This is a genomic window from Parageobacillus galactosidasius (genome assembly GCF_002217735.1).
In the GTDB taxonomy this organism is placed as follows: domain Bacteria; phylum Bacillota; class Bacilli; order Bacillales; family Anoxybacillaceae; genus Parageobacillus_B; species Parageobacillus_B toebii.
On the sequence record NZ_NDYL01000002.1, the window covers coordinates 1,546,394 to 1,572,041 of the forward strand.

The following is a 25,648-nucleotide window of genomic DNA, read 5'->3' on the forward strand; positions in this document are numbered from 1 at the left end:
TCATTGCGGAATGACCTCGGATAAACGATGAACTAGTTCATCGACCGCTTCGTCTTTCATGCGGTAGCTGACCGGATTGACGATTAATCGCGATGTGACATCAGCGATTTTCTCCAATTCTACCAGCCCGTTTTCTTTCAGCGTCCGTCCGGTTGAGACTATATCGACGATGCGGTCGGCAAGCCCAATGAGCGGAGCAAGCTCGATGGAGCCATTCAACCGAATAATTTCGACTTGCTCGCCTTGTTCGCGAAAATAGCTAGAGGCGATATTTGGGTATTTCGTCGCTACGCGCGGCGCGATTTGATTCATGCGCACACCCGGCAATCCTGCCACCGCTAAATGACATTTGCTAATCTTTAAATCTAACAGCTCGTACACATCGCGCTCTTCTTCCATCATCACGTCTTTACCGGCAATGCCTAAATCGGCCACCCCATGTTCCACATAGGTGACGACGTCCATCGGTTTGGCGAGAATAAAGCGCATGTTTTCTTCCGGAACTTCAATCATTAGTTTTCTTGACTCGGCAAATTCCGGAGGGAGCGTATAGCCTGCTTTCCGAAGCAGTTCGAGCGCTTCGTTGAAAATCCTCCCTTTCGGCATCGCAATCGTCAGCATTGTTTATCACTCCTCATGAGTGTTGATTATCTATTATGAAGGCATAATAGTGTAGCAATAAGCCTATATAGCCAGTGAAGACAAAGAATGAACTCGGTCTTTCTGCCGGAGTCGGCAAACCAATGCTTGCCGACTGGGAATGCGTCGCATGCCCATCTCCAACGGCGAACGCCTTGCGGACAAACTTGATTTGTCCGCTAGCGTTCCCGTTCGGGGATTACAGCAGAAAAGCCATGTATAAACAAACGGTAATTTTTTGTGAATCAACGCGCCTGATCACTCTTTTTCCGTGCTGCCGAGCAAATAAGTAATCGGCTTATACCGTTTGCTGTAGGCATCAATATCACGGATCCCAGAAATATGCTGAAGCACCACGCGCTTTCCTTCCCGCCGCTTTGTTCTCGCAAGCTCAATCGCTTCAGCGAACCGCTCTTGGCTAAATACGATGCACTCGATCGCTGCCTCCTCCTCTGATTCCCCGAGCGCCTCGATTAATCGGTCGACGCGAATGCCAAATCCGGTCGCCGGGGCTTTCCGCGAAAATTTCTCCAACAGCTCGTCATAACGGCCTCCATTTCCAATTGGGAAGCCAACGTGTTCAGCATATACTTCAAATAAAATGCCCGTATAATAACTCATATGGCTAACAAGCGTCATATCGATTTTCACTACATCATCAACGCCATATAGTTGAAGCGCGTTCGAAAGTTCGCAAAGATCGTCGACCGCTCGCTTTCCTTCCTCGCTATGAACAAGCTCCTTGGCTTCTTCCATCGTCATGTCGTTGCCGTGTAAGTGCAATAATTGAAGCAGGCGCTTTTGGTCAATGGAAGAAAGGGGCAGAGACTTCACATGCTCCCGATAGCCAACGTAATTTTTCTCGTATAAAAAGCGGCGCAATACGCTGGCACGTTCTTCATTCCCTACAATTTCTAAAAACAAAGCGTTGACGTAGCCGATATGACCGATCGTCACCGTGAAATGCTGCAACCCAGCCTGCTTGAGCGCCGCAATCATGACACTAATCACTTCCGCATCCGCTGCGACCGTGCCGTCCCCAATGCATTCGACACCGATTTGTTCAAATTCCGCCGGGCGTCCTCCCTCGCGCTGCTGGGCGCGGAACACGTTTGCGTTATACGCAAGGCGGAGCGGATTGCCTTCCTTGTAAAGACGGGAAGCAGCCAGCCTTGCGATCGGAGCGGTCATATCGGGACGAAGGACAAGGGTATGACCTTGTTGATCGAGCAGTTTAAACAACTGATGGTCGTCAATCGCCGATACGGTCCCGACTGTCTCGTAATATTCCAATGTAGGCGTTTCGATCAATTCATATCCCCATGTTTCAATTTCACGAATCATCGCCTGGCGAACACGTTTTTTTATTTCATATAAAAACGGCAATGTATCACGCATACCTAACGGTTTTTCGAACATAAACAACTTTTTGGTCATGTTCACACGTCCTTTATAATAAATACTTTAGTTTGCTAATATGGTAGAGAAGTGAAGTTATTAGTAGTTTACTCCTCATTTATCCGCTCGTCAACTATGAAAATTTCCAATTGCAGCGAGCAAGATGAAAAACTGTCTTGTAACGCAAGAACCTTAAGCGCCATATTTTTGTTTCTTGCGGATGGTTGAAATAGTCGTAACCACTACGGATACGATAAAACCGATGATGAGCGGAATCGTAATAACTCCGATTCCTTGTTCCATGACAATTTCATTTCCTTGTTCATAATACCCCTTCAAATAGAAAATTCCTTTCCCGATTTTTTGATTGATTTCTAAATCAAACTGGTTGATAAAAATCATGATAATACTAAATACAATCACTGTTGTCGATGTAAAAACACGAACAAACATGTTGATCTTTTTCTCATTGTTTCTCTTCCACCTTTTGTTTTTAAAATAAATAATTTTCCGATATTTCCGCTTATGAGAAAAGAGCACCGCTTTTCTTTTTTATGCTGAAAGGATAAGGGTGCTCTCGTTTTATTGTTCGCTCTTGCGCCTTTCCATTTCTTCTTTCGTATAAACGATGCGCATCGGATTGCCAGCGACAAACGCACCGGCAGGCACATCTTTATGGACGACCGTGCCGGCGGCGACGACGGCGCGATCGCCAATCACCACCCCGGGAAGCACCGTCGAATTGGCGCCGATCATCACTTCGTCCCCAATAATCACATCGCCAAGACGATATTCATCAATTAAATATTCATGCGCCAAAATCGTCGTATTGTAGCCAATGATGCAATTGCGGCCGATTTGAATTTTTTCCGGAAACATAATATCCGGCATGACCATAAAGGCAAGCGCCGTTTTTTCTCCGATTTTCATGCGCAAAAACGTGCGGTACAGCCAATTTTTCACCGCTAAAAACGGCGTGTAGCGCCCAATTTGGATAATGATCACGTTTTTAAGCACTTTCCAAAACGACACCGTTTTATAAACTTGCCACAAGGAGTTGGCCCCTGATACCGGATATTTCGTCGTCCGCCTCACTCGTTTTTCACTCCTACAATCGCCAGCAAATCGCTCATTTTTTCCAGCATAAAATCCGGTTCATATTGTTCCAAATACTCCCGTCCTTTAATCGCCCATGCCACTCCCGCCGTTTTCGTGCCAGCGCGTTTTCCCGCTAAAATATCGTGATAATTGTCGCCGACCATTAACGCTTCATCCGGCGTGGATTGCAGCAAGTCCAGCGCTTTATAAATTGGCTCTGGGTCCGGCTTTGCATGTTTGACGTCATCGAGCCCAATGACACAGTCGAAAAATGGTTCTAGTCTCGTTTTCTTTAATCCCATCACTGCCGTTTGATGAATTTTTGTCGTTACCACGCCGAGACGAAACCCGTTTTGATGCAGCGTTTCAATCGTTTCATACACCGTTTCAAATTCACGGATGAGCGCGTCATGCTGCGCATGATTGAATGCGCGATACGTATCAATCATTTCTTGTACGCGCGACGGATCCAATGCGTTGAACGTTTCATAAAGCGGAGGGCCAATAAACGGCAAGACATCCTCGCGTTTATATTTGCCTGGATAATATTTTTCTAACGTATGTAAAAACGATTGAATAATTAATTCATTGGTATCGATCAATGTTCCATCGAGATCAAATAATATTGTACGAATGGTCATACTGCAGCTTCCTTCCTTTTTGTATCTTCGACACGATTCCAAATAAAGCTAATAAGCATGGTTAATAAAATAGCGGTGACCAGCCGAATGACAAGCAGCGGCCATACCGGAATTCCAAGCGGAACAAATACGAGCGTATCTTCTATAACGGCATGGCAGGACACAAGAAAAATAAAGGCCAATGTTAAATCGCGTTTTGATACGCCGTCTTCTTTTACCGCCTGAATCATCACTCCCGCACCATACGCTAAACCGAACACGAGTCCGGCCGCCAATGTCAAAGAGGTATTTTCTTTCATGCCGAGCAATTTCGTCACCGGCGCCATCCAACGCGAAAAAATATGAATCCATTTTAACTCTTTTAATATTTGAATTCCAATCATAAGCGGAATAACAATCACCGCTAACTGCACAATCCCAAGGCACGCTTTTTTCAACCCGGCAAGCAAAATAGCTCCCCAGCTTGTCAGCTGCTCTGGAGAATTGGAAACAAAGCCGTATTGCGCCGTTTCACTTCCTCCTTGCCAAAGATAATGAATCAATAGAGCGGAAACAAGCGCGAGCCCGACGCGAACAATAACCATTAGCGCAACGCTCATACCGGTGCGCGACGCGACGGTCGACTCGATGAGCAAGTTATGGGAAAACGAAAGCATAACCGCCAAAATCAATACTTCTTTTACTGTTAAGTGCAGTGTCAGTATGGCGCCAATTGCGGCGTACAAGTTTAATAAGTTGCCGAGCACAAGCGGGATGGCCGCATCTCCCGGAAGCCCGATCCATTTCATAAATGGAGTTACCAGCTGAATGATCCATTGCAGCACGGGGGTATGCTGTAAAATGGACATGATGAGCGTAATGGGAAAAATCACTTTTCCGAGCGTCCACGTCGTTTGCAGGCCAACCGCGAATCCCCTTTGTAATATTCCGACCATTCTCTTCTCCCCTTTTCTAATCGTTATACCGCTCTTTTGCTAATCCTTTTACTCTGCGAAATACCCATAAACAGACTGAAAGTATAATGAGCGCAACGGAAACGACTTGCGCGATGCGAAGATGGCCCGCTAGCATTAAACTATCGGTGCGCATTCCTTCAATGAAGAAACGTCCGATGGAATACCAAATAAGATAGCTGAGGAATAACTCGCCGCGCCGCAAATTAACGCGCCGCAGCCACAACAGCAGCAAAAAGCCCGCTAAATTCCAAAGCGATTCGTACAAAAAGGTCGGATGGTAATATTGTCCGTTAATATACATTTGATTAATAATAAAATCCGGTAAATGCAAGCTTTCGAGAAACTCCCGCGTTACCGGACCGCCATGCGCCTCTTGGTTCATAAAATTGCCCCAGCGCCCGATCGCCTGCCCTAAGATAATGCTTGGCGCCGCAATGTCCGCCAGCTTCCAAAATGAAAGCCCTCTCACTTTCGCAAAAACGATCCCTGTTGCGACCGCGCCGATCAATCCGCCGTGAATTGCAAGACCGCCTTCCCAAATTTGCGGGATTTCCGATAAATGTTTTGAATAATAATCCCATTCAAAAATCACGTAATAGACGCGCGCGCACAAAATCGCGATCGGCACTGCGAACAAGACGAGGTCGACAAATGTTTCTTTCGGGAGTCCGCGCCGCGCCCCTTCTCTTGTCGCCAGCCATAATCCGATCAATACACCCGTTCCGATAATGACACCATACCAATAAATGGTAATCGGACCGAGATGCAAAAAGACACGGTCTAGCGGTTGAATCGTCGAATCCATCAATTCTCCTCCTAACTGTTATTCGTAATCATGCTCGCCATCTTCAATCGCATCGGTTAGACGCGCGGAAAACTCTTCCGCTGCGTTGACCCCCATCCGTTTTAAACGGAAATTCATCGCGGCCACTTCGACAATCACAGCTAAATTTCGTCCCGGCCGAACCGGTATCGTTAATTTCGTTAATTCTGTATCCAAAATTTTTACTTTTTCTTCTTCCAACCCGAGACGATCATATTGTTTATTCGGATCCCAAAGTTCCAAATCGATCACTAACGAAATGCGTTTATGCGTCCGCACCGCTCCAGCGCCAAATAATGTCATCATATTAATAATGCCTAACCCGCGAATTTCCAGCAAATGCTCAATCAACTCCGGCGCGCTGCCAACGAGCACCCCTTCATCTTCTTGGCGAATTTCCACACAGTCATCCGCGACAAGCCGATGGCCGCGCTTGACTAATTCCAAAGCTGTTTCGCTTTTGCCGACCCCGCTTTTTCCCGTAATTAATACTCCAACGCCGTAAACGTCGACCAACACGCCGTGGACAGCCGTTGTCGGAGCCAATTTACTTTCTAAATAGTTCGTCAAACGGCTCGAAAGCCGGGTCGTTTTCATCGTCGAACGCATCACCGGCACCGATTGCCGTTCGGAAGCTTCGATCAGTTCCGGCGGCACTTCCAATCCGCGCGATATGATAATCCCTGGAGTAATATCGGTACAAAGCCGCTCCATTCTCATCTTTTTCTCTTCTAGGCTTAACGTTTCATAAAATGAAAGCTCTGTTTTTCCTAATAATTGAATTCGCTCTGCTGGATAATACGTGAAATAACCTGCCATTTCAATACCAGGGCGAGACAAATCGCTTGTCGTAATCGGACGATGAATTCCTTCCGCTCCGCTTACTAATTCCAACTGAAACTTTTCGATAATGTCTTTTGTACGCACTTTCGGCATGTCGGCATTTCTCCCCTTTCTTTGTCTTTTTCCATTTTAGCACTTTTCTTTCTCGCGTTGAATCAAAAAGAGGCGGATCCCTTCGTTCCGCCTCTCATACTTATTTTTGCCGCAACGGCTCAATAATCGCTTTTTGAATAAGTAAATGGAAAAAGGAAAGAACAATCGAAGCAAGCAGTGCGGTGCCAAACCCGTTTATTTCAAACGCATTCCCCATTAATGCTGCTGTCATCATCAAGGTAATGGCATTAATGACAAATAGAAACAATCCAAGTGTTAAAATCGTTACAGGCAATGTTAATAAAATTAAAATGGGACGCACGACAACGTTTAAAATGGATAAAATCATGCTGGCGATAAAAGCGGCGCCGATGCCGCTAAATCGAATGGAATCAAAATATCCATCAATCGCCGCCAATAAAACCGTATTCACAAATACACCGATTAACCAATTGATCATCTACCATCACCGTCTTTTCATGATTGTCTTCTGTTACTCACTACCGCCCTCCATCATTTGCAGCGAAATCGATCCTGCTTTCGAATCCGCGCAAATATGAAGCGGCGGTTTGGAGGAATTTTCACTTGCAAAACGAATCGTTTTTTGCGCAGTTTCTTGTTTTTCCTCCACAGGTGATACGTTCGGATGCTCGCAGATCAATCCACCAAGGTTCGTTCTCATTTCTCCTTCTAAACATATATCGCGAGGAAGAAACAATGCAATGTTTCCCGTTACCGTTTTTCCGGTAATAACCCCATCTTTTCTTCCCGTTGCATACGTAATTCCGCCGCTGAATGTCCGTAAACGCACGTAGCGGTAATTCCCGTTCAGTTTAATTTCTCCATGAATCGTTTCTGCTTCGACTTCCTCGATCGCGCTATGTTCCAATACAATTGCTCCATTTGCCGTCTCTAATTCCGCTTCTTCTGCGAGCAAACGCTGAAGTGTGATCGAACCGTTTACGTTTTTGATATGCAACTCGTTTGCATGCAGACGCTCGATGCCGATATCCCCGTTAAAAAGACGAAATTTTGCGCCTTGATAACGTGTTTGCGGAACATAAACGGTCGCATTTGTTTTCATAAACGGTTTCGAAACGGAAAATCGGAAGTGCTCATTTTGCACAAGAAACAACGACTCTTCTATAAATGACCGCCGCGCCGCATCGAGCGATTCAGAACGATATACTTTTGTTTCACATTCGACTCGAACGTCCGCTTGATCCCATGGCACTACCTTGATATTTCCATTGGCGATATGCACATCGATGTTTTGCAAAGCCACATTACTTTGTTGAAAAATATGTCTTACTTCAAACGCATTGGCAAATGGAAGGTCAAACTCTTTCACTTTTTTTGCGGTCGTGTCTAAAAAATCAAATAGTTTTTCTTTCAACGAAGCCATTTTTACGGAATGTTGCTTTGAGTGCGAATGCGATCCAGATACATGAAGAAGTTCAAGCGGGCCAGCATTGCTTTTTTGTTCATCCAGCTGTTCAAGCAGCGTAAGCGCCTCTTCTATTGTAATTTTCCCTTCCTTCACCATTTTTAATATGCGTTTTTTCTTTTCCATGGGCGATCCCCCTCCCATTATCTTATTTCAACACTTGAATCCCTTTGATAATATTCCAAACTACAACGACCAAGTTGACGACCCCCGCTATAGCAAAACCGAGCCATACTAGGCCGCTGCTGACCCAAAATGACACATCGCTGCCTCCCCCTGTCAATCCTGCAAAAATAGCACTGATGATAAACAACAAAATGGTCGCGGCTGGAATCAAATGGGAAAGAAACGCTTTTTTCGCGTGTTGTTTCACTGCTTGATCATCGGCGACAAAGTAAACGACAATCGGAAAGATGAATCCAGCAAAGAAAATACTGAAATAACATAATGATGCAAGTACTTTATTGGAATTCACGAAAACTCCCCCTTTGTTTTTATATACGACCGCGATCAAGAAAAGTTTCTCAGGAGATGCGATTTAAAGAAAAACAAAAAGGCAAAGGCTTATGCCCTTGCCGTTTCATATAACGCGCGCATTCGTTCGCGGTCGCGCTCCAATATCGGTTTTAAATAGCGTCCGGTGTACGAACTTTCTACTTCGGCCACTTCTTCCGGCGTTCCTTTCGCAACAATTTGCCCGCCATGATCGCCGCCTTCTGGCCCGAGATCGATAATGTAGTCCGCCGTTTTAATGACATCGAGATTATGCTCAATCACAAGAACGGTATCCCCATTATCAACTAAGCGCTGCAACACTTTCAATAAACGGGAAATATCATCAACGTGAAGCCCGGTCGTTGGCTCATCTAAAATATAGAGCGTCCGGCCATTTGAGCGGCGATGCAATTCAGATGCTAACTTGACACGCTGCGCTTCTCCTCCCGACAATGTCGTTGCCGGCTGTCCAAGCTTCATATACCCTAAGCCGACATCATATAGCGTCTGTAATTTCCGTTTAATTTTCGGGATATTTTCAAAAAACTCAAGTGCGTCTTCCACAGTCATATCAAGCACTTCCGCAATGTTTTTTCCTTTGTACGTTACTTCCAGCGTCTCACGGTTATACCGTTTACCATGACATACTTCGCATGGAACGTACACGTCCGGCAAAAAGTGCATCTCAATTTTAATAATGCCGTCCCCGCGGCACGCTTCACACCGTCCGCCTTTCACGTTGAAGCTGAATCGGCCTTTTTTATATCCGCGCACTTTCGCTTCATTCGTCGCCGCGAACACTTCGCGAATGTCGTCAAATACGCCGGTATATGTCGCTGGATTGGAACGCGGCGTACGACCGATCGGCGATTGGTCAATGTCAATAACTTTATCTAAATGCTCAAGCCCTTTAATCGTTTTATGCTCGCCTGGCTTTGCCTTCGCGCCATGCAGTTTTTGCGCAAGCGCCTTATACAAAATTTCATTGACGAGCGTGCTTTTTCCAGAACCAGATACGCCCGTGACTGCGACAAATGTACCGAGCGGAATTTTGACAGACACGTTTTTTAAGTTATTTTCCTTCGCACCAACAATTTCGACCCAGCGTCCGTCCGGCTTGCGGCGCTCGGCTGGGATCGGGATGAATTTTTTCCCTGATAAATATTGTCCAGTCAGTGAGTTTGGATTGTCCATCACTTCTTGCGGCGTTCCAGCAGCGACAACCTCGCCGCCATGAATGCCCGCACCCGGCCCAATATCAATTAAATAATCCGCGGCAAGCATCGTATCTTCATCATGTTCAACAACAATAAGCGTATTGCCGATATCGCGCATGCTTTTTAACGTTGCAATCAAGCGGTCATTATCGCGCTGATGAAGTCCGATCGACGGCTCGTCCAAAACATACAGCACGCCTGTTAAGCGCGAGCCGATTTGCGTCGCCAGACGAATGCGCTGCGCTTCTCCGCCGGAAAGCGTCCCAGCAGAACGGTTTAATGTTAAATAGTCGAGGCCGACGTTCTTTAAAAAGCCGAGCCGCTCACGTATTTCACGCAAAATGAGATGGGCGATTTTCTTTTCTTTTTCGCTTAACTGCAAGTTTTGGAAAAACTCAAGCGCCTCCGTAACCGATAATGCCGTCACTTCGCCGATATGTTTGCCGCCGACAAGCACGGCGAGGCTTTCTTTTTTCAGGCGGTTTCCTTTACAAGTCGGGCATGGCTGATGCGCCATATATTTCTCCATTTGTTCGCGAACATAATCAGAGCTTGTTTCACGGTAGCGGCGCTCGACGTTCGGAATAACGCCTTCAAAAACGATATACTGCTCGCGAACTTGTCCGAAATCGTTCTGGTAGCGAAAGTAAATTTTCTCGCCGCCGCTTCCGTATAAAATTTTATCAAGCTGCTCCTTCGGCAAATCTTTTACCGGCACATCCATGTCAATGCCGTAATGGTTGCACACCGCTTCTAACAGCTGCGGATAATATTGTGAGCTTTGCGGCTCCCATGGAGCAATCGCATGCTCGCGCAGCGTCAGTTCATCATTGGGGATGACTAAATCCGGATCCACCTCGAGCTTCGCGCCAAGCCCATCGCAGTCTGGGCAGGCGCCGTACGGACTGTTAAATGAAAACATGCGCGGCTCTAGCTCTCCAATCGAGAAGCCGCAATACGGACATGCATGCTTTTCACTAAACAACAGCTCTTCCTCGCCAATGACATCAATAAGCACTTTTCCGTCCGCAAGCTTCAAGGCCGTCTCTAATGAATCCGCCAAACGTGCAGCAATTCCTTCCTTAATAATAATGCGGTCCACGACGACCTCAATCGAATGTTTTTTATTTTTCTCAAGTTCAATATCTTCCGTGAGTTCCCGCATTTCTCCGTCCACGCGCACGCGCACATATCCTTGTTTTCGAATATCTTCCAGCGTTTTTGCGTGCGTTCCTTTCCGCCCAGAAACGACGGGAGCGAGAATTTGCATTTTTGTCCGTTCCGGATAAGCAAGAAGCCGATCGACCATTTGTTCGATCGTTTGTGACTTAATTTCAATGCCATGTTCTGGGCAAACCGGCCGGCCGATGCGGGCAAACAAAAGCCGCAAATAATCGTAAATTTCCGTGACGGTTCCGACAGTGGAACGCGGATTGCGGCTCGTTGTTTTTTGGTCAATCGAAATGGCCGGCGACAGCCCTTCAATCGCATCGACATCCGGCTTATCCATTTGCCCTAAAAACTGGCGGGCGTACGCCGACAATGATTCGACGTACCGCCGCTGTCCTTCCGCATAAATCGTATCGAACGCAAGCGACGATTTCCCCGAACCGGACAATCCTGTCAATACGACGAGTTTATCACGGGGAATTTCCACATCGATATTTTTTAAATTATGAGCTCTTGCGCCTTTTACGATGATTTTATCGGTTGCCATAGACTCCAATCATCCTTCCGCTTTTAACTCAAAAATAATATCACGCAATTGGGCAGCACGCTCGAAATCAAGCGCTTTTGCTGCTTCTTTCATTTCTTTTTCTAAATCGGCAATAAGCTTTTCTCGTTCTTTCTTTGCCATCTTGCCGTAAGATGGTTTCGTATCGTACGTTTCTTTCTCTTCCGCCGCATAAGTCGCGCGAATGACATCGCGAATTTCTTTCTTCACCGTCTGCGGAACGATGCCGTGCTTTTTGTTATACGCTTCTTGAATCGCACGGCGCCGTTTCGTTTCGTTGATGGCAATTTCCATCGATTTTGTAATCGTATCGGCGTACATAATGACATGGCCGTTGGCGTTTCGCGCCGCACGCCCAATCGTTTGAATAAGCGAACGTTCCGAGCGCAAAAAGCCTTCTTTATCCGCATCGAGAATGGCGACAAGCGATACTTCCGGAATATCCAATCCTTCCCGCAACAAGTTAATCCCGACGAGCACATCGTATTTGCCCATGCGCAAATCGCGAATAATTTCAATGCGCTCGAGCGTTTTAATTTCGGAATGTAAATACGCAACTTTAATGCCGACTTCTTTTAAGTAATCCGTTAAATCTTCCGCCATTTTCTTCGTTAACGTCGTAACGAGAGTGCGTTCATTCCGCTTGATCCGCTCATGAATTTCTCCGATTAAATCATCGATTTGCCCTTCAATCGGACGAACGTCAATCGTTGGATCCAACAGCCCTGTCGGACGAATAATTTGTTCCACAACTTCCGGGCTATGTTCCAGCTCGTACGGACCAGGTGTCGCGGAAACATAAATAATTTGGTTAATTTTTTGTTCAAACTCCTCAAACGTTAACGGTCGGTTATCGAGGGCAGATGGCAGACGAAAGCCATGATCGACAAGCACTTGCTTGCGCGCCCGGTCTCCGTTATACATACCGCGAATTTGCGGCAATGTCACGTGTGACTCATCGATGATAATCAAAAAATCATCTGGAAAATAATCAAGCAGCGTGTACGGCGTCGAGCCTGGCGGACGCAACGCTAAATGCCGGGAGTAGTTTTCAATCCCTGAGCAAAAGCCCATTTCTCTCATCATCTCTAAATCGTAACGAGTCCGTTGCTCAAGCCGCTGCGCTTCTAACAGTTTTCCTTGTTCCCGCAATTCGCGCAGCCGCTCTTCTAATTCTTTTTCAATATTTTCGATCGCTAAACGCATTTTTTCTTCACGCGTAACGAAGTGGGATGCCGGGAAAATCGCGACATGCTCGCGTTCTGCAATAATTTCCCCCGTCAATGCGTCGACTTCGCGAATGCGGTCAATTTCATCGCCAAAAAATTCAACGCGAATACAATGCTCGTCCCGAGAAGCAGGAAAAATCTCGACAACATCCCCGCGAACACGGAACGTTCCGCGCTGAAAATCAATGTCGTTCCGTTCATATTGGATATCGACAAGGCGGCGCAATAAAGCGTTGCGCTCGATTTCCATCCCGACGCGCAACGACACAACCAGTTCGCGATATTCTTCCGGTGATCCTAATCCGTAAATGCACGATACACTGGCGACAATAATCACATCGCGCCGCTCAAATAGCGCTGATGTTGCCGAGTGCCGTAACTTATCAATTTCATCGTTAATGCTTGCATCTTTTTCAATATACGTATCGGTCTGCGGCACATACGCCTCCGGCTGATAATAATCGTAATAGCTGACAAAATATTCAACCGCGTTGTTTGGAAAAAACTCTTTTAACTCGCTGTACAACTGCCCCGCTAACGTTTTATTATGGGCAATCACAAGCGTCGGTTTGTTCACCTCTTTAATGACGTTGGAAATCGTAAACGTCTTTCCCGTTCCTGTTGCACCTAACAGCGTTTGATGCTTTACTCCTTTTCGAATTCCTTCGACCAATTTGGCAATCGCTTTTGGTTGATCTCCTTGCGGCTTATACGCCGACACTAACTCAAAACGGTCCCCCACGGATTCGACCTCCTGTTTCGTTTCATCTTATTTTTCATTGTAGCACATTGTTAAAAAAGATGCATAAAAAATACGAACTTATATTCGTTCCAAAATAGAAAGTACCTTCCAATGAAAAATGGCGGACAGCATTCGCCGTCCGCCGCTATTTAACTATTTTTTCAACTGTTTTACCATTTTTTTCGCATACAAAAACCCAACTGTCGTTGATACGATATCTGCTAGAATTTCATGCAGTTCGTCTGTATATCCTTTGAAATAGGAAGCAACCAATAGCGCGATGGTCAATAATGTTCCGATATAATGATTGTACGTAACACGGGTAAATAACAGTACAAGCAAACATGGCACAATTAACGAAACTATAAACCACATATGAAAAACTCCTTATTTAGACGGCTTCTAGCGCCCATTTTTCCCGTTCTTTTACAAACAGCAGCCCAAGCTCATGATGTTCATCTTCATATAACGCCCCTTGAACGAAACGAACTTCTCCATGTTCATTGACTACCTCTAATTTACAAAATGCGCGGTTTCGTTGCAACGCTTCATAAAACTCTGTTTCCGTTTTTACTGTCATTCCGTTCACTTTTGTGATGACTTCACCAATTTCTAGCTCCATTTTTTCCGCCTTGGAATTCGGAAGAATCCCTAAAATGACAAGCCCTTGTTCACGCTTCGAAAAATACGGAGGTTTCAAGCGATCTTGACGATGCTGGAAGAAAGCAAGCCACTCCCTTCCAATCAAGGCAAGGGCTGCCGCAATCATCGAAAGCGGCGCATACCAATAGCCTCCTATAGCAAACAAGCTGACAATCCATGCGAGCAACATCACTCTTTTTCCAGTTAAACGAATCGAGGCTTTTGGATGCATCCCTTGTACATGCTCAGAAAATCCGATCAAAAACGGCACAAGCATCAATGAATAAGAATCGCCGGCAACAGGAAATAATGGCCACCATGAAAATGGAGACGGAAGTTCTCCTGTTACCGGAAGCAGCACAGGAACGAACCAAAGCCGCTGCGACCAATGTTCTCCGACAACAAAACCACGCTTGCTTTTCGCTAACTGTGGAGATGTTTCGATAGCGCCGTTTTGTAAAATAAGCCATGCTTCCACAAAAAGCAATAAAGCAAGCAAAATAGCAAGTGCAGCCATATTCGTCTCGCTAAGTTCCGGGAAAAAACGCTTTAAAGCTGGTGCCGTTTCTTTATCATTGGCAAGAATACTAACGATAAAAAACACAAGCCCCATCGTATACGCCGGGGAAAGCAGCCGCATTTGCATCGTTAATCCGATTGCGATCGTCACAAGCGCAATCATTGAAATAGCATCGCGCGGAAGCACGATGCCGATAGCAACCGCTGCTAACGACAAAATACCGCCGGCAACAAGGCCGCTTCGCCAAAAAAGCTTGCTTTCATGAAACATGTTGTATACGCGAATAGAAAAATAGCTTCTTTCCCGCTTCACCCGCCGCCATCCGATAACAAGCGCCAGTGCGATCCCATAATAAAACAACGGTTGCACAAGCAGCCGCCCAACGCCTTTGAGCGCCTCCAACACCCATATCGACATATCGCCGCCACCTCGCTATGTTCGCGATTCTTTATCTACTATTCTACCAAATCACTTTCATAAATCCTATGATCGCATACACATTTTTTTCAACATTATTTGTTTATTATTGGCGAATCCTTTCGCATAACGACTTTCTTTGCCGAATCCACACTAGTTTTGTCAAGCAGGAAGGGATTTCCGTCTTGATGGAAAATGATATAAAAGAGGATGAAAAAGGAGGAATCATTTAGATGGAGTTAAAAACAAGCAGTGTCGCGAAGCGTCTTGGTGTATCACCGAAAACGATTCAGCGCTGGGTAAAGAAATATAATGTCCCGTGCCAAAAAAACGAAGCGGGACACTACGTATTCGATGCCGAAGCGGTTGCCTTGCTAGAACAAATTAAATTTGAACAAGGCGCTGCCCTAGAACCATGCATCAATCAAGAAAATCCGCAACATCCATTCTCCGCTGACGAGTTGTTCAACGTTTATATCGAACCACAGCTCAATGAGTTTACCTCCCGCCTCCAAAATATCGAACAAAAGCTCAACGAAAAAGCGGACGATATCGTTTCCGTTCAGCTTTTGCATCATCGCCGAGAAATTGAAGAACTAGCCTCCCAGCTTCATTCACTCGAACAACGTATTGCCCGCTTAGAAGAAGACGTTAATAGAGAACAAGCGATTATAACGGAAAATGCAAAGCAAAAACCGAAACGCCGTGGCATCAGCCGCATTATGAGTCTATTTGTATAATCTCCCTCCTTCTCTCTTTTTTCTTTTCTAAAAAAAGAGAGAAGGAGTTTTTCTTTTAAAAAACTTCCTTTACATCTTCATTTATTCTTTATTGTTTTTTAACATTTTTCCCGAGAAGTCTCCCTTCCTCTAAACGGAGTGAAGGAGGAAGATAAATCAGGAGGTTTTTGATTCTCAAAGACGAACATATGCGCTATAATTGAACCATCCATCAAACAAAGAAAGAAGGAAATGCTCATGCTTCGTGGCCAAAAAGTGTTCTTCCGGGCATCGAAAGCGGATTTGGACCGATTGTATGCCTGCAATCGGGAATCCGCCCGTGTTTGGAATGAATGTCTCCGCTTAGCAAAAGAACACTTTCTCCAACATGGATGCTGGATCACCAAAAGCGAGCTGCAAAAACAAACGAAAAGGAAGTTCCATCTTCACAGCCAATCGATTCAATCCGTCTGCCACAAATACCTCTTCGCCAGAACCTCGCACACCAAGCCATCTAGCAAGGACATCCTGCCCGTTATCCCTACAAGAAAAAGAAATACTTCCCAACGAAATGGGTGAAAGACGGTTTCAAAGTGTATGAAAATGGAAAAATCGAACTCTCCATGGGCATTCATCACGGAAAACGGGAAAAGCCAATCGTCGTGTATGTGTCGCATCTGCCAAAAGAGAAAAAAAGCAACCGCACAATGGTTTTATCGATTCATGCAAAAATTAGGCGTCCAATTAGTGTACAATCACGCCGATTTCCGATTAATGGGCAAGCGGGCGCTTGAGGAATTAAGCCGCTACACAGAAATCAACATCTTCCTGCGCGGAATAGTGCCGCTGCTTGGCTTTCGTTCGACGAAAGTATTTTATGACCGTAAAAAACGTTTTGCGGGACAATCGAAATACCCGCTCAAAAAAATGCTGGCGTTTGCGTTTGATGGCATTACCTCTTTTAGTATCGTACCGATTCGATTGATTACGTTCATTGGATTCCTTGCTTTTCTTCTCAGCAGCGTTGCCGGCATATACTCGTTGACTGTCAAATTGCTTGGTCATGCCGAATCAGGTTGGACATCCATCATGATTTCCGTTTGTCTCATCGGCGGTTTGTTGCTAATGGGAATGGGACTCATTGGAGAATATATCGGAAAAATTTATCAAGAAGTCAAAAGACGGCCGCGGTTTACGATTGAAAAAACATTGCATTCCCCATCGTTCTCGCCATCTTCCAAAAAAGAAAAGGTGCATCATTGAAAAAACGGGCAACCCTTAAAGGCAGTTGCCCGTTTCATTTTACTGAAACAGCACTTTCATCGCTGTTTTTAGTTGTACATCATTGTTGTCGTCGCGAATGGCGTCCATCACTTTTGCTTGTAATACTTCGGCTGTGTTTTTATCGATTTTTCCGGTTTGCGGGAGTTTATTTGCCTTTTGAAATGCTTTTACCGCCGACTCAGTTTCTTTGCTGAAGTAGCCGTCGGTGCGGCCAGGGTCAAATCCAAGTCCCTTTAACATTTGTTGCGCACTTTTTACTTGCTCATTGTTCATATCAAAGGAAAGCTCTTTTTCGATATGAAGCGGACTAACGTGGAAGTAATCCGGCTGCTTTACTTCAACGTCCGGCTTAACACCTTTTTTATGAATCCAATGGCCATCCGGCGTCAGCCATTTATAGAGCGTTAATTTAATGTTGCTGCCATCCCCCATCGGAATCGCTTGCTGCACCGTTCCTTTTCCGAACGATGTTTCACCAACGAGCTTATATCCTCCCGCTTCTTTCATAGCGCTGGCTAAAATTTCTGAAGCGGATGCGCTGCCTTTGTCAATTAACACGGCGATCGGATACGGTTTTTTCTTCGTTAAATCGGAATAAAAACGTTGTTTATCGCCATTGCGTTCTTCGACTTGTACATATGGTTTATCTTTCGGAATGAATTGTTTTAAAATTTCTTCCACACTTTGCAAATAGCCGCCTGGGTTGCCGCGCACATCAATGATTAACCCGTCGATATGCTTGCTTTCTAATTCTGCTAATTTCTTTTTAAAATCTTTTGCTGTATTTTCGGAAAACGACGTTACTTCTAAATAGCCGACTTTTTTCCCGTTATACGTTTTTACCGAATCATAAACCGTTTCAATCGGAATTTCGTCGCGGACTACTTTTACTTTAATCACTTCTTTTACGCCGGGGCGAAGAATATCCAATTGTACCGTTGTCCCTTTTTCCCCGCGAATTTTCAACACGGCTTCATATAAATCAAGCCCTTCTAGACTCTCGCCATTCACCCGCAAAATTTGATCATTTGGTTTTAATCCCGCTTTTTCTGCCGGCGAGTTTTTAATCGGTGCGACAATCGTGACTTTTCCGTTAATCATGCTTACCTCGGCACCGATTCCTTCAAACGAAGAGTCAAGCGACTCCGTAAATTGTTCGCTTGTTTCTTCATCCATATAGACAGAATACGGGTCGTTCAGCGTGCTAATCATTCCTTGAATTGCGCCTTGGATGAGTTTATCATCATCAACTTTTTCAACATAGCGTTTTTTAATCAGCTCATAAGCTTGTTCGACTTTCTTCAGTTCTTTCTCGTCATCGTTCGTTGCCGCTTTATCTGGCTCGGCCAGTGTTATTTCACGATCGCTGTCAGGCGCTGCAAGCTGCATGCCGGCATATGTTCCCCCGGCACCAACTAGCATCGATAAAGCCATAAGTATTGCGGTTGTTTTTTTATTCACAACTGTCTCCTCCTCACCCTATGCCATACAGGAAAGGCACCACACAGTAGGCCGTGCGATGCCTTTTATTTTTATCATATGACTAGCTTGTACATAGTATGATTACATTCTGTTTCTTTGCATTACTAGTTTACACATTTCCCATTGTTTTCTCAACCAAATAAGTTTGAAAAAAATGCACAACTTGCGTTTCGCAAGTTGTGCCATGTTCGTTACGGTAAATCGATTAACATAAAACGCGCGCCATTTTCTGATGCAATACGGAGTATCGGCGTTTCCGTAATTCGCGCGGAATCACGCTTATGCAACGTTGTTTCTCCGTTTAATGCAACATCTCCTTCAATAACAAAGAAAAAGATTCTTCTTCCCTCTTGTTGCGTAAATATAAGCTCTCGCCCTGCTTCTAAATCGGAAAGGTAAATCGTTGCATCTTGATGAATATGGGCAATTCCTGGAGACGAAGGATTTTTCGTCACCACCGGAAGCAACGCGTTTTTCATTTTCGCCACATCAAACGTCGTCCGCTCGTACGATGGCGTCAACCCTCGGACTTCAGGCAAAAACCATAGCTGCAAAAAATTCACTTCTTCCGTTGGGGATGGATTCATTTCAGAGTGAACAATTCCTGTCCCTGCCGACATCCGCTGCACGCCGCCAAACGTTGTCGTTGCGGTATGACCTGTGCTGTCCTCATGCTTTAAATAGCCTTTTAATACAATCGAAACGATTTCCATTTCTTGATGAGGATGGGCGCCAAATCCTCTAAGCGGAGCGACAAAATCGTCGTTTAATACGCGCAGCGGGCCGAAATGAATGTTATTAGGATCATAGTAGTCGCCAAAAGAAAAGCTATGATACGTCTTTAACCATCCATAATCCGCATAATAGCGGGATTGCGCAGGATATACTTGAATCATATACACACTCTCTCCTTACAATAGCTTATCCAAAAATAATCGTATCAAGCGCATATTGCCCCGGTCCGATTAATGCTACTCCAACAGCAACCGCAATAATCGCAAGATTGTACTCATACCCATTTTGCGTCACCCAATATCCGTTTGGGCCATGCACTTTCACAATGGCCACGATCATTGGCACAATCATTAATAAAGCGGCAAGCGGAGTCAAAAGTCCTAGTGCAAATAAAAGCCCGCCAATCAATTCACTCATCCCAGCAGCAAAAGCCATCATTTTTCCTGGTTTTAATCCAATGGATTCCATCCAGCCTGCCGTTCCCGCAAGTCCATGTCCTCCAAACCAGCCAAACAATTTTTGGGCGCCATGTCCTGCAAATGTCAATCCAAAAACTAAACGGATTAATAATAATCCGATACCTGCCATCATCAACACACTCCTTCTAATATTACCTTTGTTTCATAAATCTCGAATTCGAGATAATTATAAAATAATTATTTTGATATTGTCAATATGAAAATATTAGATATAGCCTCCCCTTTGTAAGATGATGGTTTTTATTTGCATTTATGGATCCTTGCAGCACGTTCAAAAATATTAATAACTCACTTATAAAAATAGTTCTAATAGAATAGGCAAAAAAGCCGAGCAATGTTTCACTGCTCGGCGTAACGGTTAAAAATTAATTAATATAATTAAGCGGATTTACCGCATTCGATTTTGACGGATTCCACGCTCCGCGATGAAGTTCGAAGTGAAGGTGAGGCCCTGTCGAGCGGCCTGTGTTCCCCATATAGCCGATGACTTGCCCTTTGCGGACCGTTTGCCCTTCACCGACAAGACGCGCTTCAAGGTGGCCATATACCGTTGTGTATACTTGTCCATTAATCACATGAGTGATGAAAATGACGTTTCCGTAACTGCTCGAATAATACGAACGGAACACGTATCCGTCAGCCGCTGCCACAACAGGAACAACAGCAGCAGTTTTACCAATATCGATTCCTGGGTGAAAATCACTTCCACCAAAACGGTAACCGAATCCTGATGTAATCGGACCATTTGCTGGTCTCATAAACGCTCCGCTTGTAACGGGTGGAACGTTTGATGTATCTCGGGAACTAGATGCGCCGCTGCTATTTTCACTTCCGGACGGCGTATTTTCATTTTCGGAAGGCGCACTTTCATTTCCTGATGAATATGTATGTCTAGCAGCCGCTCTGCGTTTCGCTTCTTCTTCAGCACGCTTTTTCTCCATTAGCTGCTGAAGCTGATATTTCATCGCTGCTTCTTGTTTTCTCAACAATTCTTGTTCTTCCGCAAGCGCCATTTTTTTATCATGGTGTTCTTGTTCTTCTTGTTTCAAATGTGCCATTAATTGATTCTTTTGCTTCATTTGCTCGCTTAATTTTTGTTTCAGCTGCTCTAGTTCTTTTAAGTTTGATTGAAGACTAGCTAGTTTATCCGTAAGTTCCTTTTCTTTTTTCTCTTTTAATGCTTTATCCGCTTGTTGTTCGCGGATAATTTGTTTGTCCGCCTCAAAAATGGTGGTGACAGCGCTCATGCGGTCAATAAAATCGCTAAAGCTTTGCGCTCCGAGCAATACTTCAAGATAACTGATGACTCCGCCGCTCTCTTGCAAAGAACGAACACGCTCTTTCAAAATCTCATTTCGTTTTTCAATGCGCGCTTGCACTTCGGCAATTTCACGCTTCAATGTTTCAATATCTTGTTCTGTTTGTTGAATATCAGCGGATAAGTTGCGAATTTTCCCACTCGTTTCTTCCACTGCTAAATCGAGTTTTTTAATTTCTTCGGAGAGCTCTTTTTGTTTGGATTGCAGTTTTTGAATTTCTTGATTAGCATCATTTATTTTCTCTTGTACCGCGGACTGCTTTGAACGAATGTTGTTAATCGCATCCCGTTTTTCTTGAATATCCCGGTCGCTTACCGCATTGGCAAAGTGCGGGAAAACACCAAAACTTAACGCCGCAGCTGCGGCAAGCGCCAGTACTTTCCTGCTTTTCATCAATTGATTCCCCTCTCCCTTATGGTGATGATCTTTTTCTATCAGACTTTCAAAAACTTACGGACAGACATCATGCTTCCCCAAACGCCGATGCATGCACCGATAAGCAATAAAAGCAAGCTGATTTGCCACATAAACGGATAAAATGGAAGAAGCTCTACAAATGGAATCGTAATTTTCGGCTCTAAAAATTTGTAAATGTTATAATAAACGGCCATGATCGACACGATTGGAAAAACCGCACCGATGACGCCAAGCCACAATCCTTCCAAGAAAAACGGCCAACGAATAAATCCGTTTGTCGCTCCTACTAATCTCATAATCTCAATTTCGCGCCGCCGCGCAAAAATCGTAATTTTAATGGTATTGGAGATTAAAAACATCGCGGTAAACAACAGACCGATGATTAACACAAGCCCGATGTTTCGCGCCGCTTTCAACGTGCTGAATAATTTTTCTACTTGGCCTTGGCCGTAGTTCACTTTGTGGACAAACTGGAACTTTTCAATTTGTTTGGCCACTTTGATCGTGTCTGTCGGTTTTTCTGTTTTCACCACATACACATCGCTTAGCGGGTTGTCTTGTTCAAACAAACGGAACGAAGAGCCTTCTTCGCCAAAACTTTTAATTAAATTTTTCAATTCTTGTTCTTTCGAAGAATAACGTATTTCCTTCACTTGAGGGATCGCTTCAATCTGCGCACGAAGCGTTTGTTTATCTTGATTGTTCGCCGTTACATCAATATGGACGCGAATTTCGACATCATTTTCGATTTTTTTCGCAAAATGGTTCATATTAAACATGACAACTAAAAACACGCCGACTAATAGCAACGTAACAGTCACCGCACTGATGGAAGCGAACGTCATCCAGCCGTTTCTGCCAAGACTTTTCATGCTTTCCCGCACGTGACGCTTTAGGGTACTAATCCTCATAACCGTATTCTCCCTTCGCCTCATCACGGACGATTTTCCCATTTTCCATTGCGATGACACGGCGTCTAATCGTATTTACAATTTCACGGTTATGTGTTGCCATGACGATCGTTGTGCCGCGATTATTAATTTTTTCAAACAACTCCATAATCCCCCATGATGTTTCTGGGTCTAAATTCCCTGTCGGCTCATCTGCAATCACAATTTTAGGAGAGTTCACAATCGAGCGTGCAATAGAAACTCGTTGCTGCTCTCCTCCGGAAAGTTCATCTGGATAGGATCGCACCTTATGTTTTAATCCGACTAATTCGAGTACTTCCATCACTTTCTTGCGAATCACTTTCGGCGATTCTTCAATTACTTCCAAAGCAAACGCTACATTTTCATATACCGTTAGCTTAGGAAGCAATTTGAAGTCTTGAAACACTACTCCGATATGTCGCCGCAATAATGGAACTTTGCTGTCTTTTAATTTAGCGAGATTTACACCATTGACCATAATGGAGCCGCTTGTTGGTTTCTCTTCACGGTACATCATTTTCACAAGCGTTGATTTTCCCGCACCACTAGGTCCAACGATATAGACAAATTCTCCTTGTTTGATGCGAACATTCACCCCGTTTAGCGCTACTACGCCATTCGGATATGTCTTATATACATCTTGCATTTCAATCATGCTTAATCACCTAATCTCATTTTCATTGTTGTCATCACTCGAGCTGTTTCGCTATATTTCGAATCGATCGTACAAAATTCTGCAAAGCTTATTATAACATTATTTGTTACACTTGAGTTTTACATTTATATTTCAAATACATTACATAAGAAAAATCCGGCCCTTGTAGGTACCGGATTGAAAAGGTTTATTTTTTGGACGCAAGCCATTCCGCAACTTTATCAGCGTCTTCTCCTTTTATAATGCCAGCTGGCATGCCGCCGCGTCCTTTTTCAATAATGTTTTTAATTTCATCTTTCGAATATTTGCTTCCAACTTTTTGTAAGTTTGGCCCTGCACCACCTGATAAATCTTGCCCATGACAAGAAGCGCAACTTTGTTTGTAAATGTCTTCGGCAGCTGCGGCGGTATCCCCTCCTCCATTATTGCCATTGTTATTATCCGTTGCATTGTTGCCGCCACCACAGGCCGCAAGCGCTAGAGAAGCACCAAGAAATACAGCAGCAAGTTTCCATTTCATAAATGAACTCCCCCTAATCTAATAATTACATTCAGAGTTATTATAACCCATTTTGAAAAAATTATGTGCGCTTAAAACCTTCTCCAAGCACTTCGGCAGCGTTCATAACAATGACAAATGCTGATGGATCAATGCTTTTGACCAATTGTTTCAATTTTGTGAACTCCGCTTGCTGCACCACACACATCAGCACTGGGCGCTCGTGATCCGTATAGCCGCCGTACCCTGACAACTTTGTCACACCGCGGTCAATTTCATGCAAAATCGCATGACGTACTTTTTCTTCTTCATTGGTAATAATCATCGCCATTTTCGAGTAGCCGAGCCCGATTTGTACTAAATCAATCGTTTTGCTTGTCACATAAAGAGCAATGAGTGCATACAACGCTTGTTCAATATCAAAGACGAACGCAGCGGTTAATACGATTAGCCCGTCAATGAGAATCACACACATGCCAAGGGACAATCCGGTATATTTGTGAATAATTTGCGCCGCCAAATCGGTCCCGCCTGTCGATGCTTTGCCGCGAAACACAATGCCAAGGCCAAGCCCAACCCCAATGCCGCCAAATAACGAACCAAGCAACGGATCATGGGTGGCTGGCTCGACATCTTTCGTTAAATAGACAACAAACGGCAAAAACAATGTGCCGACAAGTGTCTTTACGCCAAACTGCCGACCGAGCAAAACAACTCCCGAAATAAATAAAGGAATATTCAGCGCCCATTGCACATAAGCAGGCTGCCAACCGAACACCGCATAAGCGATCGTACTGATTCCGCTTACGCCTCCAGAAGCAACGCGGTTTGGCAACAAAAAGACATTAAACGCCACGGCAACAATCGCCGAACCAATCAATATGTATACATATTCCATCATTAGCCCCACTTTTGGATGCAATGGTTGACTTCTTCTTCTCATTCATCAGACCTCCCATGAGAGTATAGCACGCCCATTTCTACAAGTAAATGACAGCGGAATAAAGCAGTAACGCATTAAAGTTAGTCTACACAAAAAAGGCATCTGCTATCGAACGAGCGATAGCAGATGCCTTTCGTCTTATTTGAGTTTGGAACGCAAGTAGGCGTCAATAAAGATATCGATTTCGCCATCCATTACCGCCTGCACGTTTCCAACTTCGACGTTCGTACGGTGGTCTTTGACAAGCGAGTAAGGATGGAAGACATAGGAACGAATTTGGTTCCCTCAGCCGATTTCTTTTTGTTCGCCGCGAATTTCGGCAAGCTCGGCCTGCTGCTCTTCAAGTTTCTTTTGATACAGCTTCGCCTTTAACATGTTCATCGCTTTTTCGCGGTTTTTAATTTGCGAGCGCTCCGATTGGCACGTGACGACAATGCCAGTCGGAATATGGGTAATGCGCACAGCAGAATCGGTCGTGTTGACGTGCTGGCCTCCGGCACCGCTAGAGCGGTACGTATCGACTTTAATCTCTTCCGGACGAATTTCAATTTCAATATCGTCATCCATCTCCGGCATAACTTCGCAAGAAACAAATGATGTATGGCGGCGGCCAGACGCATCAAACGGAGAAATCCGAACGAGCCGGTGCACGCCTTTTTCTGCTTTCAAATAGCCGTACGCGTTATGCCCTTTAATGAGAAGCGTGACGCTTTTAACTCCCGCTTCTTCGCCAGGCAAGTAGTCAAGTGTTTCGACTTTAAACCCTTTTTTCTCGGCCCAGCGCGTATACATTCGTAAAAGCATCGAAGCCCAGTCTTGGGATTCCGTGCCGCCCGCGCCAGGATGAAGCTCTAAAATCGCATTGTTTTTATCGTATGGCTCATTTAACAAGAGCTGGAGTTCAAATTCACTAAAATCTTTCGTTAATTTTTTCGCTTCTGCGACCAGCTCCTGTTGCAAATCTTCATCCGGCTCTTCTTTGATCAACTCATACGTCACTTCTAAGTTTTCAAAACGCTCCTCAAGTGATTGGAACTCACCCACTAAATCTTTCAGCGCATTTGCTTCATTAATTACCGCTTGCGCTGCTTTTTGATCATCCCAAAAGTTTGGCGCGGCCATTTGTTCCTCTAATTCACGAATGCGCGCCTGTTTCGTTTCGAGGTCAAAGAGACCCCCTTATTTCCGCTAATCGCTTAGCCATTTTTTCAAGTTCTTGCTTAATTTCGATCAGATCAATCATGATGCT

The 25,648-nt window shown here is 44.7% G+C and carries 25 protein-coding genes and 2 pseudogenes; 2 read left to right on the plus strand and 25 right to left on the minus strand.

Annotated features, from left to right (window positions below; translation table 11 throughout):
• The 15 genes from hisG to B9L23_RS17590 form a co-directional block, all read right to left on the minus strand.
• On the minus strand, positions 1 to 621 hold the full coding sequence (gene hisG / locus B9L23_RS17520) for an ATP phosphoribosyltransferase (protein ID WP_089098094.1): 621 nt from the start codon (positions 619 to 621) through the stop codon (positions 1 to 3).
• A 276-nt stretch (positions 622 to 897) separates the two neighbouring features.
• Positions 898 to 2,076: an ATP phosphoribosyltransferase regulatory subunit gene (locus tag B9L23_RS17525; protein WP_089098095.1), complete on the minus strand. Its 1,179-nt coding sequence runs from the start codon at positions 2,074 to 2,076 to the stop codon at positions 898 to 900.
• Between the two features lie 153 nt (positions 2,077 to 2,229).
• Positions 2,230 to 2,490, minus strand: a complete 261-nt coding sequence (locus B9L23_RS17530; RefSeq protein ID WP_089098096.1) for a hypothetical protein — start codon at positions 2,488 to 2,490, stop codon at positions 2,230 to 2,232.
• 129 nt (positions 2,491 to 2,619) lie between these two features.
• Positions 2,620 to 3,132 carry an acyltransferase gene (locus B9L23_RS17535; protein WP_081189294.1) on the minus strand — a complete coding sequence of 171 codons (513 nt, stop codon included), beginning with the start codon at positions 3,130 to 3,132 and terminating at the stop codon, positions 2,620 to 2,622.
• On the minus strand, positions 3,129 to 3,776 hold the full coding sequence (ppaX, locus tag B9L23_RS17540) for a pyrophosphatase PpaX (protein ID WP_081189293.1): 648 nt from the start codon (positions 3,774 to 3,776) through the stop codon (positions 3,129 to 3,131). Before ppaX ends, B9L23_RS17535 begins: the two co-directional genes overlap by 4 nt.
• On the minus strand, positions 3,773 to 4,711 hold the full coding sequence (locus tag B9L23_RS17545; RefSeq protein ID WP_062679082.1) for a nucleoside recognition domain-containing protein: 939 nt from the start codon (positions 4,709 to 4,711) through the stop codon (positions 3,773 to 3,775). Before B9L23_RS17545 ends, ppaX begins: the two co-directional genes overlap by 4 nt.
• Positions 4,712 to 4,727: 16 nt before the next feature.
• On the minus strand, positions 4,728 to 5,537 hold the full coding sequence (gene lgt, locus B9L23_RS17550; RefSeq protein ID WP_081189292.1) for a prolipoprotein diacylglyceryl transferase: 810 nt from the start codon (positions 5,535 to 5,537) through the stop codon (positions 4,728 to 4,730).
• 18 nt (positions 5,538 to 5,555) lie between these two features.
• A complete protein-coding gene (gene hprK, locus B9L23_RS17555; protein ID WP_015865048.1) occupies positions 5,556 to 6,491 on the minus strand; it encodes an HPr(Ser) kinase/phosphatase in 936 nt (311 codons plus the stop codon).
• A gap of 100 nt (positions 6,492 to 6,591) precedes the next feature.
• Positions 6,592 to 6,951, minus strand: a complete 360-nt coding sequence (locus B9L23_RS17560) for a phage holin family protein (protein WP_015865049.1) — start codon at positions 6,949 to 6,951, stop codon at positions 6,592 to 6,594.
• Between the two features lie 33 nt (positions 6,952 to 6,984).
• Positions 6,985 to 8,064, minus strand: coding sequence for a DUF4097 family beta strand repeat-containing protein (locus tag B9L23_RS17565; protein ID WP_089098097.1), 1,080 nt, complete (start codon positions 8,062 to 8,064; stop codon positions 6,985 to 6,987).
• Between the two features lie 22 nt (positions 8,065 to 8,086).
• Positions 8,087 to 8,413: a magnetosome magnetite crystal formation protein family gene (locus tag B9L23_RS17570; RefSeq protein WP_062755670.1), complete on the minus strand. Its 327-nt coding sequence runs from the start codon at positions 8,411 to 8,413 to the stop codon at positions 8,087 to 8,089.
• An 89-nt stretch (positions 8,414 to 8,502) separates the two neighbouring features.
• A complete protein-coding gene (gene uvrA / locus B9L23_RS17575) occupies positions 8,503 to 11,367 on the minus strand; it encodes an excinuclease ABC subunit UvrA (protein ID WP_081189290.1) in 2,865 nt (954 codons plus the stop codon).
• 9 nt (positions 11,368 to 11,376) lie between these two features.
• The gene (gene uvrB, locus B9L23_RS17580) at positions 11,377 to 13,356 is read right to left on the minus strand and encodes an excinuclease ABC subunit UvrB (RefSeq protein WP_015865053.1); all 1,980 of its coding nucleotides are present in this window, start codon (positions 13,354 to 13,356) and stop codon (positions 11,377 to 11,379) included.
• A gap of 153 nt (positions 13,357 to 13,509) precedes the next feature.
• Positions 13,510 to 13,731: a CsbA family protein gene (locus tag B9L23_RS17585; protein ID WP_015865054.1), complete on the minus strand. Its 222-nt coding sequence runs from the start codon at positions 13,729 to 13,731 to the stop codon at positions 13,510 to 13,512.
• Positions 13,732 to 13,747: 16 nt separating this feature from the next.
• Positions 13,748 to 14,935, minus strand: coding sequence for a PDZ domain-containing protein (locus B9L23_RS17590; protein ID WP_062679076.1), 1,188 nt, complete (start codon positions 14,933 to 14,935; stop codon positions 13,748 to 13,750).
• A gap of 233 nt (positions 14,936 to 15,168) precedes the next feature.
• Between B9L23_RS17590 and B9L23_RS17595 the strand changes: the two genes are divergently transcribed.
• Positions 15,169 to 15,675 (plus strand): MerR family transcriptional regulator, encoded by a 507-nt coding sequence (locus B9L23_RS17595; protein WP_089098098.1) that lies wholly within the window; start codon positions 15,169 to 15,171, stop codon positions 15,673 to 15,675.
• A 342-nt stretch (positions 15,676 to 16,017) separates the two neighbouring features.
• On the opposite strand, the gene B9L23_RS20645 is transcribed toward B9L23_RS17595, so the two are convergent.
• Positions 16,018 to 16,158: a hypothetical protein gene (locus B9L23_RS20645; protein ID WP_169712581.1), complete on the minus strand. Its 141-nt coding sequence runs from the start codon at positions 16,156 to 16,158 to the stop codon at positions 16,018 to 16,020.
• Positions 16,159 to 16,344: 186 nt separating this feature from the next.
• Here B9L23_RS20645 and B9L23_RS17605 point away from each other — a divergent pair.
• Positions 16,345 to 16,917, plus strand: a pseudogene (locus tag B9L23_RS17605) (glycosyltransferase); the annotation flags it as partial.
• 39 nt (positions 16,918 to 16,956) lie between these two features.
• Here B9L23_RS17605 and B9L23_RS17610 read toward each other — a convergent pair.
• The 9 genes and pseudogenes from B9L23_RS17610 to prfB all read right to left on the minus strand — a co-directional run bounded on the left by B9L23_RS17610 (position 16,957) and on the right by prfB (position 25,642).
• Positions 16,957 to 18,399, minus strand: coding sequence for a S41 family peptidase (locus B9L23_RS17610; protein WP_089098099.1), 1,443 nt, complete (start codon positions 18,397 to 18,399; stop codon positions 16,957 to 16,959).
• Between the two features lie 212 nt (positions 18,400 to 18,611).
• A complete protein-coding gene (locus B9L23_RS17615) occupies positions 18,612 to 19,316 on the minus strand; it encodes a pirin family protein (protein ID WP_062755661.1) in 705 nt (234 codons plus the stop codon).
• A 25-nt stretch (positions 19,317 to 19,341) separates the two neighbouring features.
• Complete coding sequence (locus B9L23_RS17620) at positions 19,342 to 19,743, minus strand: DoxX family protein (RefSeq protein ID WP_062755755.1); 402 nt, start codon at positions 19,741 to 19,743, stop codon at positions 19,342 to 19,344.
• A gap of 256 nt (positions 19,744 to 19,999) precedes the next feature.
• Complete coding sequence (locus tag B9L23_RS17625) at positions 20,000 to 21,346, minus strand: murein hydrolase activator EnvC family protein (protein WP_089098100.1); 1,347 nt, start codon at positions 21,344 to 21,346, stop codon at positions 20,000 to 20,002.
• 41 nt (positions 21,347 to 21,387) lie between these two features.
• Complete coding sequence (ftsX, locus tag B9L23_RS17630) at positions 21,388 to 22,281, minus strand: permease-like cell division protein FtsX (RefSeq protein WP_015865060.1); 894 nt, start codon at positions 22,279 to 22,281, stop codon at positions 21,388 to 21,390.
• Positions 22,271 to 22,957 carry a cell division ATP-binding protein FtsE gene (gene ftsE / locus B9L23_RS17635; protein WP_015865061.1) on the minus strand — a complete coding sequence of 229 codons (687 nt, stop codon included), beginning with the start codon at positions 22,955 to 22,957 and terminating at the stop codon, positions 22,271 to 22,273. Before ftsE ends, ftsX begins: the two co-directional genes overlap by 11 nt.
• Positions 22,958 to 23,144: 187 nt before the next feature.
• Positions 23,145 to 23,477 (minus strand): cytochrome c551, encoded by a 333-nt coding sequence (gene cccB, locus B9L23_RS17640; protein WP_015865062.1) that lies wholly within the window; start codon positions 23,475 to 23,477, stop codon positions 23,145 to 23,147.
• Positions 23,478 to 23,538: 61 nt separating this feature from the next.
• Positions 23,539 to 24,399 carry a YitT family protein gene (locus B9L23_RS17645; protein ID WP_062679069.1) on the minus strand — a complete coding sequence of 287 codons (861 nt, stop codon included), beginning with the start codon at positions 24,397 to 24,399 and terminating at the stop codon, positions 23,539 to 23,541.
• A 138-nt stretch (positions 24,400 to 24,537) separates the two neighbouring features.
• Positions 24,538 to 25,642, minus strand: a pseudogene (gene prfB, locus B9L23_RS17650) (peptide chain release factor 2).
• Between the last annotated feature and the right edge of the window lie 6 nt (positions 25,643 to 25,648).

Coding starts and splice junctions, on each gene's coding strand:
- ftsX (WP_015865060.1), bottom strand. CDS start 22,281: ATGAGGATTAGTACCCTAAAGCGTCACGTGCGGGAAAGCATGAAAAGT.
- B9L23_RS17545 (WP_062679082.1), bottom strand. CDS start 4,711: ATGGTCGGAATATTACAAAGGGGATTCGCGGTTGGCCTGCAAACGACG.
- B9L23_RS17565 (WP_089098097.1), bottom strand. CDS start 8,064: ATGGAAAAGAAAAAACGCATATTAAAAATGGTGAAGGAAGGGAAAATT.
- B9L23_RS17585 (WP_015865054.1), bottom strand. CDS start 13,731: ATGTGGTTTATAGTTTCGTTAATTGTGCCATGTTTGCTTGTACTGTTA.
- B9L23_RS17530 (WP_089098096.1), bottom strand. CDS start 2,490: ATGTTTGTTCGTGTTTTTACATCGACAACAGTGATTGTATTTAGTATT.
- B9L23_RS17645 (WP_062679069.1), bottom strand. CDS start 24,399: ATGAGAAGAAGAAGTCAACCATTGCATCCAAAAGTGGGGCTAATGATG.
- B9L23_RS17595 (WP_089098098.1), top strand. CDS start 15,169: ATGGAGTTAAAAACAAGCAGTGTCGCGAAGCGTCTTGGTGTATCACCG.
- hprK (WP_015865048.1), bottom strand. CDS start 6,491: ATGCCGAAAGTGCGTACAAAAGACATTATCGAAAAGTTTCAGTTGGAA.
- B9L23_RS17625 (WP_089098100.1), bottom strand. CDS start 21,346: ATGAAAAGCAGGAAAGTACTGGCGCTTGCCGCAGCTGCGGCGTTAAGT.
- ftsE (WP_015865061.1), bottom strand. CDS start 22,957: ATGATTGAAATGCAAGATGTATATAAGACATATCCGAATGGCGTAGTA.
- ppaX (WP_081189293.1), bottom strand. CDS start 3,776: ATGACCATTCGTACAATATTATTTGATCTCGATGGAACATTGATCGAT.
- B9L23_RS17590 (WP_062679076.1), bottom strand. CDS start 14,935: ATGTCGATATGGGTGTTGGAGGCGCTCAAAGGCGTTGGGCGGCTGCTT.
- cccB (WP_015865062.1), bottom strand. CDS start 23,477: ATGAAATGGAAACTTGCTGCTGTATTTCTTGGTGCTTCTCTAGCGCTT.
- hisG (WP_089098094.1), bottom strand. CDS start 621: ATGCTGACGATTGCGATGCCGAAAGGGAGGATTTTCAACGAAGCGCTC.
- B9L23_RS17560 (WP_015865049.1), bottom strand. CDS start 6,951: ATGATCAATTGGTTAATCGGTGTATTTGTGAATACGGTTTTATTGGCG.
- B9L23_RS17525 (WP_089098095.1), bottom strand. CDS start 2,076: ATGACCAAAAAGTTGTTTATGTTCGAAAAACCGTTAGGTATGCGTGAT.
- B9L23_RS17620 (WP_062755755.1), bottom strand. CDS start 19,743: ATGGCAGGTATCGGATTATTATTAATCCGTTTAGTTTTTGGATTGACA.
- B9L23_RS17615 (WP_062755661.1), bottom strand. CDS start 19,316: ATGATTCAAGTATATCCTGCGCAATCCCGCTATTATGCGGATTATGGA.
- lgt (WP_081189292.1), bottom strand. CDS start 5,537: ATGGATTCGACGATTCAACCGCTAGACCGTGTCTTTTTGCATCTCGGT.
- uvrA (WP_081189290.1), bottom strand. CDS start 11,367: ATGGCAACCGATAAAATCATCGTAAAAGGCGCAAGAGCTCATAATTTA.